This is a genomic window from Spirosoma spitsbergense DSM 19989 (assembly GCF_000374085.1).
GTDB classification, from domain to species: Bacteria; Bacteroidota; Bacteroidia; order Cytophagales; family Spirosomataceae; genus Spirosoma; species Spirosoma spitsbergense.
On the sequence record NZ_KB893450.1, the window covers coordinates 1 to 10,041 of the forward strand.

At 46.4% G+C, this 10,041-nt stretch carries 12 protein-coding genes and 1 pseudogene; 5 read left to right on the top strand and 8 right to left on the bottom strand.

What is annotated here, in order from left to right; translation table 11 throughout:
• Positions 1-553: 553 nt before the first annotated feature.
• Both B157_RS0108330 and B157_RS0108335 read right to left on the bottom strand, forming a co-directional pair.
• Entirely contained in the window at positions 554-1,000 is a 447-nt protein-coding gene (locus B157_RS0108330; protein ID WP_020602892.1) for a helix-turn-helix domain-containing protein, read from the bottom strand.
• Position 1,001: 1 nt separating this feature from the next.
• Positions 1,002-1,334, bottom strand: a complete 333-nt coding sequence (locus B157_RS0108335) for a type II toxin-antitoxin system HigB family toxin (protein ID WP_020602893.1) — start codon at positions 1,332-1,334, stop codon at positions 1,002-1,004.
• Between the two features lie 163 nt (positions 1,335-1,497).
• Between B157_RS0108335 and B157_RS0108340 the strand changes: the two genes are divergently transcribed.
• A complete protein-coding gene (locus tag B157_RS0108340; RefSeq protein WP_020602894.1) occupies positions 1,498-2,619 on the top strand; it encodes a hypothetical protein in 1,122 nt (373 codons plus the stop codon).
• 201 nt (positions 2,620-2,820) lie between these two features.
• On the opposite strand, the gene B157_RS0108345 is transcribed toward B157_RS0108340, so the two are convergent.
• The 5 genes from B157_RS0108345 to B157_RS0108365 form a co-directional block, all read right to left on the bottom strand.
• Positions 2,821-3,639, bottom strand: coding sequence for an alpha/beta hydrolase (locus tag B157_RS0108345; protein WP_020602895.1), 819 nt, complete (start codon positions 3,637-3,639; stop codon positions 2,821-2,823).
• 210 nt (positions 3,640-3,849) lie between these two features.
• On the bottom strand, positions 3,850-4,416 hold the full coding sequence (locus tag B157_RS0108350) for a DUF4256 domain-containing protein (RefSeq protein WP_020602896.1): 567 nt from the start codon (positions 4,414-4,416) through the stop codon (positions 3,850-3,852).
• Between the two features lie 12 nt (positions 4,417-4,428).
• Positions 4,429-4,815, bottom strand: a complete 387-nt coding sequence (locus B157_RS0108355; protein ID WP_020602897.1) for a DoxX family protein — start codon at positions 4,813-4,815, stop codon at positions 4,429-4,431.
• 6 nt (positions 4,816-4,821) lie between these two features.
• A complete protein-coding gene (locus B157_RS0108360; protein ID WP_020602898.1) occupies positions 4,822-5,304 on the bottom strand; it encodes an SRPBCC domain-containing protein in 483 nt (160 codons plus the stop codon).
• A gap of 6 nt (positions 5,305-5,310) precedes the next feature.
• A complete protein-coding gene (locus tag B157_RS0108365) occupies positions 5,311-5,634 on the bottom strand; it encodes an ArsR/SmtB family transcription factor (protein ID WP_020602899.1) in 324 nt (107 codons plus the stop codon).
• A 649-nt stretch (positions 5,635-6,283) separates the two neighbouring features.
• Here B157_RS0108365 and B157_RS36735 point away from each other — a divergent pair.
• Positions 6,284-6,796, top strand: coding sequence for a DoxX family protein (locus tag B157_RS36735; protein ID WP_281168451.1), 513 nt, complete (start codon positions 6,284-6,286; stop codon positions 6,794-6,796).
• 53 nt (positions 6,797-6,849) lie between these two features.
• Positions 6,850-7,035: pseudogene (locus B157_RS39650) on the top strand (hypothetical protein); the annotation flags it as partial.
• A gap of 78 nt (positions 7,036-7,113) precedes the next feature.
• Here the strand turns inward: B157_RS39650 and B157_RS0108380 are convergent.
• Positions 7,114-8,112, bottom strand: coding sequence for a Vps62-related protein (locus B157_RS0108380; protein ID WP_020602901.1), 999 nt, complete (start codon positions 8,110-8,112; stop codon positions 7,114-7,116).
• Between the two features lie 642 nt (positions 8,113-8,754).
• Here B157_RS0108380 and B157_RS0108390 point away from each other — a divergent pair.
• Both B157_RS0108390 and B157_RS0108395 read left to right on the top strand, forming a co-directional pair.
• On the top strand, positions 8,755-9,378 hold the full coding sequence (locus tag B157_RS0108390) for a hypothetical protein (RefSeq protein WP_157618347.1): 624 nt from the start codon (positions 8,755-8,757) through the stop codon (positions 9,376-9,378).
• Between the two features lie 466 nt (positions 9,379-9,844).
• A partial coding sequence (locus B157_RS0108395) for a hypothetical protein (RefSeq protein ID WP_026308527.1) occupies positions 9,845-10,041 on the top strand: 197 nt, incomplete at its 3' end.

Genomic DNA, 10,041 nt, shown 5'->3' on the forward strand with positions numbered 1-10,041 from the left:
ATCCAAAACCTACACACCAAGTGGGAGACGACAACCTATAACTGGAAGGAGTTGATTAACCAATTCAGTATTATCTTTGACGAACGCATTCAAGCCCATCGCTTCGACTAAACCCCGCTGACACAGTTCAGCGAGCACATCCAGATAAGTGGGGGAATACCATCCCATCCGATTAGTTTCTATAGTGACTAAGCGTCCTTGTTCATCTTGAGTAATGACCCGATAAGGGCGCTGGGCCATCGCTGTAGTCAAAACACCTAAACTCAGGAAGATTGCGAATAGATTAGGGAAACGGTACATAAATAAGGTTGAATTGGCACCAAGTAAATCAACTACCCGCTAAATAATACTAAGGCAAAGTCATATTTAATATCATTTAAATACCGGTTGTTGTAGATAGTATTGAATAGGCATTGAAATGATATGTCTATAAAAACGCCCTATTTAAGGAACACTCATTCTTAAACGGCTAGATATCACATAGTGAGGAGGGCAGATTAATTCCAGTAAAGCTTCACACCTATCGTAGCTAAATGCAATCCTAAAATTGATACTAAGCCAGTTGCAGGTTTTTTCGAGTGTTCATAACACTGGCATTTTTCAAATGGCTATTTTCTGGCACCTTCAATTTATAGGGCCGGTTAAATGCTTCTTGGGAAACGCTAAAGTAGCCAGAAAGTGTCCTGATGATCTCTTTAGACAATCCTTTCTTATAGTGCAGAATATCCGAAACCAGACTTTTACTGACGCCCAAGATCTGGGTCATATCTCTCGCTTTAAGCGACTTCTCGCTCATCAGGACTGTGAGTAATTCAATGGGGTCTACATCCTGGAAGGAATTATGTTCGGCATCCCACTTTTCAATCAGGTAAGTGAGCAACTCGATTTCATCTTGCGTATTTTCTCTTTGATCGTTTCCAGTTACTAGTGTCTCTAAAGCAGTACAGTAGTCACTGTATTGTTTCTCAGATTTGATTACTTTATATCTAAGTGCTTCCATCTTAGTAGTGATTTACGGTATATTGTTCGTTGTGCTTACAGAGCTTATCATACTGGGCATGGGTTCCTATCCAGCAAACAAAGAGATGAACCCGGTTCTTGCCAAAGGCATATTTGCAGATCATCCTATAGTTATTACCACCAATATCAAATACGACCCGGTTGGTGCCATTGCCCAGCAAATCGGCGGCCCCAAATGTCTCTTTAATCGCTTCAGGTGTCTGCCAATTGGCAAACTTGACGACGGTGAGCCAAACCTTAAACGAACTTTTACTGCGCGCATTCTTCTCGGCGTAAGCCTCAACCGTCTCTTTTCTGATCAGATGAACTTTCATAAGCTACTATAAAGTTACGAAAAAAGTTCACATTTTGTGAACTTTCAAGATGCATTCATAAGAAGCTGTCTCAAGTAGGAGCGTTTTATAAAACGGATCATCCACGACTATTTAGTCCGCGTTTCGTACATTGACTACCCTATCACCACTTATAAAACAGCCCATGGCAGAAGTCCCGCCAAATCGCCAAATGTCTTGGTTTCTTAAATTTTGTGAGTCAACTCTGGCAGCTATTGCTTTGCTGAACTCACTGCTGATTCCCTTAGAGTTCTTACCGGTCGCTTTTTTTGAGCAATATGGGCAGTATTTCGGCTATCTGTTGATAGGAATGGTTATGGTGGCCTTGCTCAGTAGCCTAATCTATACCTGGGTATGGCATCAACGTGAACACTCTAGGGCCATTAACAGTCCCCTTCACCATGCTTGGCTACGAGCCATAATCCGGTATTGGCTCGCTTTATCTATCGCTAGCTACGGATTTGCCAAAATCTTAAAAACGCAGTTTCAAACCCCAACTTTCTTGCTTGATATGCCTTTAAACGAACTTAGAGGCATGGATCTAACCTGGTATTATTTCGGTTACTCTTATCCGTTTGCCATCAGCGTTGGTTTGTTTCAAATAGTGGGATCTATCCTACTGCTCTATCGCCGAACAACCTTGTTAGGCGTGGTGATTCTTTTGCCAGTTATGGTCAATATTGTCTTAATCAATCTATTCTATCAAATTAGTCCAGGCGCTTTTTTCAACTCGGTTGTTTACTCATTAGCCTTAGTTTTTTTGCTGTTGTTACACTGGAAAAAACTTAAAACAATCTTCTGGGATGCGGTCGATGGGCTGCCTAGTATTTTACTAGGCCGTAGTTGGTTCAAGCACAGCCTGCGCTTACTACCGATTGCCGTAGCATTCATTTCCTTAAAAGTTCTGATTATTACCCACCCCTACGATCAAAGCCTAAAGGGGAGTTGGAAAGTAGAAAAACTGATTCGTAACGGTCGATTGCAACCGACTACGGCTTGGCTAACGGATCCTAAAGCTTGGAGTCGCATCTATTTCTCAGGATTGGAAGGCTGTGCTTTTAGTCCCAATCCATACCGGTTTACCGCTAGCGAAGGCTTAGTAGGAAGCTATGCGTTTGATAGTTTGCAAAATAAACTAGAAATAGCCTTTTACTCTCGTGATACTTTACGAGCTACTATTAGTCAACGTACTGCTGAAGCGATGAGGTTACAAGGGGTTTTAGGTCGGGACACATTAGATATGCAACTGGCTCGATTACAGCGATAAACGGCTACCTGTCTAATCAAGTGACGGTCGCGACTAAGGTTAATAATAGAATAGCCCGAAAAGGCTTCCTCCTGCGACGGAGAAGCGGTCATGACTAGCACCTTGATGGGGTGTTAGTTGAGGCAATACATGGAACCTTCCTCGTTTCAAATACGAGAGGAGAGATTAGGTAAATTACCAGTCACTTACCCCAATGAATCATTACTCGGCGAGTAATTTTTTGAGCAATTGCATACATTGCGGGTGGTTTAGAATACTGGCATGTGTCGCATTAGGGATCACTAAAAGCTGATCCTTAGGGGCCAAAACGGAATGTAGCTTATAAGCCGTACTATGCGGATTGTCGGTGCTGACGACGATAACCGGACTGAACGCATTTTGGACATCTTGGTCGGTGAGGAAAGTGAAGCCATTTACCGAGGGAAAAGGGTAATACAGCAGATCCGTAAAGCGATCACTGAAATCACCACCCGCTGAGGCTGGATCAATTAGGAACGTGAATTTGGGTCGATTCATCGAGGCTAGATGAGCCCCTATCCGACCGCCTAAGGAGTAGCCACAGATCACCATCTTATTTTCCGAGTATCGGCGCTTTAATGAGTCGTAAACGGTTTGGGCATCCGTGTAGAAATTAGCTAAGCTGATGGGTCCTTTACTTTTACCGTGTTGCCGATAGTCGGTGATCAATACATCGTAACCGAATGGCAGAAAAGTAGGGGCCATGGCTCCCCAATTGGCTAAAGTTCCTCCATTGCCTTTCCAGAAACAGACGACTCCCTTCGGTTGAGGGACCTTAAAAAGCAAGGCATTTAACAAGCCCTCTTGCGGAGTTCGAATCATTAATTCTTCTACAGGTTGGGCAAAGTGGTAGCGAAACGTATCGGGTAACTGAGCGGATCGGTACCGATTAGTCTGCTGATCTTTCTCTACGTAGAGGAATAGATAAATGCCTAGATAGAGAAATAAAACGATAGGTAATCCAATCCAGACCCGTGTAATCCATTTTCTTTTCTTTGCCATTTTGCCCTGAGTTCGATGGGATCAAAGCTAAGTAGTTGAGGGCTAAAGGCTTTATTGATAAATGTTAAACGTGCAATCGTCAGACCCGATTTAAGAAATAGCTTCACAGATGCACCTTCGTCTCAAGTAGGAGGGTTTTGTGAGACGATTATCTTTTTAATAACTCTAAACTCTTGTTGGTAGAGTGCGACAAGCAGTAGGTTACCTCAGTTAGACCTTTAGCCAACCCCTGAAGGCCCGGCTCCCATAGTAAGAATCTGCACCATTATGATAGATAAAAACATGGCCATAGCGAAAATCGGCAAACAGGGCACCACCGAGTTGTCGAATATCAGCTGGTGTTTTTACCCAACTTGATGTTTTCAGGTCGAACTTACCCAATTGCTGCAGCTCCCGATATTGTTCCTCTGTCAACAAGTCAATACCCATACTAGCCGCCATCTCAATGGCACTAGTTGCCGGTTTATTGGCTTTCCTTGACTCCCGTGCTTGATGATCGTAACAAAGACTTCGGCGGTCTTTGGGCGTTTCTGGTGAGCAATCATAAAAAAGATACTCGTTTGTCTGCTTATCTTGACCAACCACATCCGGTTCCCCGCCCGTGCGTTCCATTTCATGGAGTGACCACAGTTTAGTTGGCGTGTCATTTAGCCTGGCTTGTACAGAGGCCCAGGCAATACCCGGATGGCGGTTGCTGTGGTTGTCAAAACGAGCCTTTAAAACGCTGAAAAATTCTTCCCGCTGCTGGGATGACAATTCATTTTCTCTACAGTTCATGATAGTTCACTTTTAGAAAGAGTTCAGCACGATTTTTCTGTCCGCTGGCCGGAAATACCAGGACAAAGCGATAAACAGGAGTTGACAAGAAGGCCCAGCTATGGCTTTGACAGCATACTCACCAATCGCCAGATGAGAAAAAAGCGCGCCTACCATAGCAAAAAAGAAACCCGCATAAGCCCACTCTTTAAGCAGCCTGAATTGGGGCAGTAAGATGGCAATAACGCCCAGAATTTTTCCGGTGCCAAGGATAGTCAAGAAATAGACCGGGTACCCCAGGCCAGTCACCATGTCAACCCACTCCTTTGTTCGGAGAACCGAAAAAATGCCGCTTTGTAGCATCCCCAAAGCTAGCAGGCCGGTAGAAACCCAATAAATCAGTTTGTCTTGCTTGCTCATAAGGGATCAGTTTACTTGGTTCATAATCGTTTGCAATCGGTTGTGGGCCATATTCAAACCCTTGGCAAAGGGCAACTGCATCATGAGGTCCCGGCTGGCCACCGACCGATACACCGTATGGATGGTGAGCCGACTCGTCGTGACGGTAAGCGGTTCAAATTCCAAAAACTCCAGTTGAACCTCAAAGCGCTGGGCCGAAGTAGGCGGATTCTCCATTTGGAAGGTGCGGGTGATTTTTCGGTTGGGCATGAATTCGTGAATCACGCCATTGGCCCGGAAGACGACCTTGTTTTGGGCATCGGTCGTTTCAAACTGCCAACCGCCATGTTGTTTGTTTTCCAACTTCAGCACGGTGGTACCCATCCATTGGGCGACCAGTTCAGGCTCCTGGTAGGCTTTGAACAGGAGTTCGACCGGCAGGTCAAAATCGCGGGTAATCAATAGATCCTGTTTGCCGTTTTCGGCCTGAATCGTCGTTTTTCGTTCCATATCGATCTATTTATCAGATTTGTACTGTTTCATGATCGTTTCCAGCCTAGTAAAACGCTCTTCCCACATGGCCCGGAAGGGCTCAATAAAGTCAGCGACGTCTTTCATTTTCTGAGCGTTAAGGTGGTAGTAAATCTCCCTACCCGTTTGTGTCTGCTGGAGCAGCTCGCACTCGGTTAGGATTTGCAGGTGTTTGGAAACGGTGGGCCGGGCGGTGTCAAAGTTGGCCGCAATGGCCCCCGCGGTCATGGCTTGTGTGGCGACCAACAGTAAGATAGCTCTCCTGGTTGGGTCGGCGATAGCTTGGAAAACATCTCGTCTCAAGTTCATTGTGTAGTTATTTGACTACAAATTTATGTGTAGTCAAATAACTACACAAGTTTTTCGTCAAAAATTTTCCTAGTAACGTGCCTCGACTGTAAAGGAGCTATAGAGTATAAGTAAACTTATGCTAAGTAGGTGCAAGGAAGACGGGATGTAAGCTGACAAGAGTTTTCTCAGAAAACACCCCACTTAAGCAGCAGACGCATGTAAGCTCATTCGTCTCGCATAGGAGCGTTTTAGGAGACGGCGATTTTAATAACTGTCCAGTGGTCCGCCACCGCGGTACAATCCGTCGCATACGTTTTTCGAAATGCCGCCCCGCGTCGAGTAGTCCCTGACTGATAGCGGTCGGGAGTTGATTCCCTTTTTTGCCCACTTGGAGGCTTGGGCTAACAGACAGATGGCCGGGCGAAACCTTCACGACTTGCGCTAAAAATTTCAGTCAATATGTCCAATTTAGGCGGTCTCAGTCATTATAGGTCTGCAAACCAATCTATGACCGCTAATGACCACTCATCAACGATCTCCCCAGACCCGTGCTCCCTCGAAAGCCCGGCTGATTAGATACTGGCTTGTCACGGCCCTGATCACCTTTGAGTTTATTCACAGTGCGCTCTAGGATTTCAATTGGCTTAATAAAGGCTACGTATACCGCATTTTAGCGCATCTGGGCTACCCACTTTACTTAGGCCCTATGCTGGGCACCTGCAAGCTGGCGGCTGCCCTGGTTTTCCTGATGCCTGGCTATCGGCTACTCAAGGAATGGGCCTATGCAGGGATTGTTATTCTGTTTATGGGCGGCTTTGCGTCCCATTTATTAGTGGGCGATGGCCCCGGCCAGTTCATCTGGTCGTTCCTGTTCGGTATGCTGGCCATCGGATCCTGGGTGCTCCGGCCGGCTACCCGCGTGGTCAAAGCGTTCAATACCGTAGCCCAGGAAACATACAGTCATCCAGTTAACTTTCTATGTGCGCAGCGTGTGGTAGGGCTACTGTGCGGAGACGATCAGGCCGCGAAAGCAACCGTCGCGCAACTGGCGGCTGAAGCTGGCTTAACTCCGCTGGATGGTGGGCCATTGTGTTTGGCCAAATCGCTGGAAAGTTTTGCTGATTTGGTCCGTTATCTGATGATTGACGGGGGACAAGGGGTTTATTTGACGATTGGTTAGTTCGTTGTCAGGCCTGCCCGGTCACACTGTTGAAACAGTTTGGGTTTGGGCTGGCGCAGGATTATGGAGCCGTTCGTGCGGCTTTGGCGACGGAATGGAGTAACGGCCACCGTGGCGCGTTCAGACGGAGGGACAACCGGGCTGCCGGAGCAGTTAATCGATTAAAACTAATCAAGCGGCAGATGTACGGGCGAGCCAAGCTGGACTTATTACGGCAAAGAGTGCTTTATCAATGCTGAGCCACACAAAGTGCGTAAGAGCCAGTTTACTGGGAGGAGGTCAGGGGGCAAATTTAATATAAGCCGAAGCGACACAGATTAGGGTTGACCAGGCGCCCCACTTGTCCAGTCCTTTTGGCTATTTGGCGAAGCCGGCCCACCAGGTAACATGGTCGATGCCGCATCGGACAAGATGCTTTTGATGGTGTCCTCTATTGTATCCTTGAAAGGATCCGCCAAATGAAGGGTAAGCTCTTTTATTGCCTCCCAGATAATGTGAGTTGACTCATCTATCTGGCTTGTTTGGTCTGTTGGCGAACCAAAATGCCCGGTAAAGCCTGTCCACTCCGCAGCAGGGTCAGGTACACCCGGCAGGCTGACAGATACGATCTGCGCACCACAGCCATTGGCCAAGCAATCCCACAACGTGCCCTGATCGGTTTGATCGGCCAACCCCATCTGAAATTTTAATCCTTTGAACCCGATCGATATCGGGTCTTTGATAGTGAACACCCCGGTACTTACATAACTGGCATGTGAATTTACAGCAGAGTAGATGATAGGGCGACCGCTCGAACCCGTTTGGAAGCTGCCGCTCGCATTCCAGGTTCCCCAACCATGTTCGGCAGTGTAGAGCCCAATGAAATTAAAGCTGTCATCCAGCCGTACAATAGCATGTTCCCAGTCGCCCTGGTGGTCGCCAAAGGGGGGGATCGGTACCAACAAATTATGTTTGCTACTGCCAATCTCCACGTCGACTCTGAACGTAGCATTACCATTGAACCCGTAGAAAAACCAGTATTCAATATCGATCGCATTGGGATTGTCCACGGGTGTGGTAACTCTAACATAAAAAGGGGCAGCAGATTGACCAGCCATTGCTGCACTATTGGGCAATAAATAGTCGGTAGAAGCAGCTGGCGGCAAATTGCTCTCGGCCACCGGTGCATAGACAAGGACATTACCGCCGTTGTCACAGAGCGCAGCATTCTCCAGGTAAAAATCTACAGTACAGGGGTTGTACCTTTCTTTGGAGCTGAGGTACACAATGGGGCACCACTGATTGACCTGCGCTTGAAGCTGTTGAGGATCGATCATTATAGAGTAAGTCCCGGACTTCCAAAAGAAGGTATCTCTCTTAGTTGTCGATCGGAGTTGAAGAACTATGTAGTAATGACGTCAATTTATAGAGAACATTTGGGTATATCTACATAAGGGTAAAAAAAGTCGTCATAGGTTTGCTGTTTTCACATACTATATCTTAACGTACAATTGAGAGCAATAGTCAATTATCTCACGCCAGGGCGGTTATTGGGGGATTTCTTCCAACGGGTTGTAAAATTACGCAGGGCCGCCTGGCGGTCGCTTCGGCGATTCGATTTAAACTAAATGTGTAGTTGGTAATTATTTGTTTTTTATCTCTCAGCAAGGAGCGAATTGTGAGACCGTGATTCTTTACTATCTGTCCAACTCCATCAATCGCATACGATACGTATTTCCTGAAACTCACTCCTGCTAATTCAAAGCGCATCGTTAAACAGTCCGCGCTGGTTTAGCATATACACCAGATTAAACCTGGCACCAATCAGAAGGTTATTTTTGCTGCACTCTCAAAAACTGGTAATATTGTCAACCGATAAGAAGCCGTCAGTCTGGCAATGGCACAACTGGCAACGGCAGCAAAAAATAGCGGATGTCAGTTTGTTGGTGACAGGCCATAAAGGACACCTGAATTTCGTAATGAAAATATCTCTACTTTTTCTACTTAGTGCCATCAACCTGTGTACGGCTTATGCCCAGTCAACAGCAGACTCAGCAGCCACCTGGAATAATAGTCTGAAAATTAATCCCCTAAGTCTTATTGTAGGCGATGTATCGGTGTTTTATGAACGGATGCTGACCAAACGGGCATCGCTGGTGGGTGGTGTAGGCTTCGGTTCGGAAACGTTTGAATATCACGACCCCAACAACCCCGTGCCGAGTTTATTTCACTATAAACGGGCTACGTTGGAATACCGGCACTATTTCCGTCGGCGTCCTGTGTCCCCTACTGGCTTTTACGCAGGGGTATACGGTCGCTTTTCCGGGCTCACGCTCGAGGACTACCTGCTCGACAATCAGGGTACTATTGTTCGAGACCCAAGCGGTACATTAGTCAGGACTACCCGGCAGCTTTACGTCTGGATGCCCGGTGCTTTGGCTGGCGTGCAGACAAGCATAGCGCGTGTCGTGTTCGATTTGTTTTTGGGACTTCACTATCAACTACCGACCAGCAGTCCCCCTCTGAAGTCAGTCCTGCCGGAACTCATGAGCCGGAAAGGTTTTACTCCCCGCTTTGGCCTGACTATGGGCTATCGGTTTTGATGATGACCATGAGTAAGGTCTGCCACTCAACCAACGTGTAATTTTTTTTACTCACCAGTATGGGGTAATCGGCTAACTGGGTTGAATGAAACGATAAAAGTGACCATCGGATACGCACACAAACCGTCAAGACTGAAAAGTCGAATCTCAAACAAATGCCCTATTTGAGACGACGATACGGGAATGTCTCTCCGTCTCATGTGGTAGCGTTATTTGAGAATTCGAAATTTTTCTAGCTTACCAACTATTTCTTGAAAAGATCAGCTAATTGGTCATTTTACAGCCTAGAGGGAGCGATTCTCGGCACATCCTATGGACAAATTGGTTGCTTTAAAAATGGTACTTTTCTTAGTCAAGTTGCATATGAAATCTTATGTTAAGGGGCTAAGTACAGGACAAAAGTAGGGAGTAGCTGATGTTGAGGTAGTTTTGTGTCGCTAAACGTAAACCCCTCCAACTACTCCCTATGCAAAGTAACGAAGATGCTGTCTACGATGCCATCAAAGATCATTTTCAATGTGATAAACGGCGTATCCGCTTTATGGCCCTGCTGATCATTGCCCTCTTGAAACTGGCTGACTCCTCATTGGCTCAATGGAGTCTGGCTATCAACCAAACCACCCTGCGGGCTTCCCGACTCAAGCGACTGCAACGATTGATGAG

What these genes read in the sequence shown, in the direction of transcription:
- B157_RS0108330 (WP_020602892.1), bottom strand. Translation starts at nt 1,000, where the DNA reads ATGGAAGCACTTAGATATAAAGTAATCAAATCTGAGAAACAATACAGT.
- B157_RS0108335 (WP_020602893.1), bottom strand. Translation starts at nt 1,334, where the DNA reads ATGAAAGTTCATCTGATCAGAAAAGAGACGGTTGAGGCTTACGCCGAG.
- B157_RS0108340 (WP_020602894.1), top strand. Translation starts at nt 1,498, where the DNA reads ATGGCAGAAGTCCCGCCAAATCGCCAAATGTCTTGGTTTCTTAAATTT.
- B157_RS0108345 (WP_020602895.1), bottom strand. Translation starts at nt 3,639, where the DNA reads ATGGCAAAGAAAAGAAAATGGATTACACGGGTCTGGATTGGATTACCT.
- B157_RS0108350 (WP_020602896.1), bottom strand. Translation starts at nt 4,416, where the DNA reads ATGAACTGTAGAGAAAATGAATTGTCATCCCAGCAGCGGGAAGAATTT.
- B157_RS0108355 (WP_020602897.1), bottom strand. Translation starts at nt 4,815, where the DNA reads ATGAGCAAGCAAGACAAACTGATTTATTGGGTTTCTACCGGCCTGCTA.
- B157_RS0108360 (WP_020602898.1), bottom strand. Translation starts at nt 5,304, where the DNA reads ATGGAACGAAAAACGACGATTCAGGCCGAAAACGGCAAACAGGATCTA.
- B157_RS0108365 (WP_020602899.1), bottom strand. Translation starts at nt 5,634, where the DNA reads ATGAACTTGAGACGAGATGTTTTCCAAGCTATCGCCGACCCAACCAGG.
- B157_RS0108380 (WP_020602901.1), bottom strand. Translation starts at nt 8,112, where the DNA reads ATGATCGATCCTCAACAGCTTCAAGCGCAGGTCAATCAGTGGTGCCCC.
- B157_RS0108390 (WP_157618347.1), top strand. Translation starts at nt 8,755, where the DNA reads ATGAAAATATCTCTACTTTTTCTACTTAGTGCCATCAACCTGTGTACG.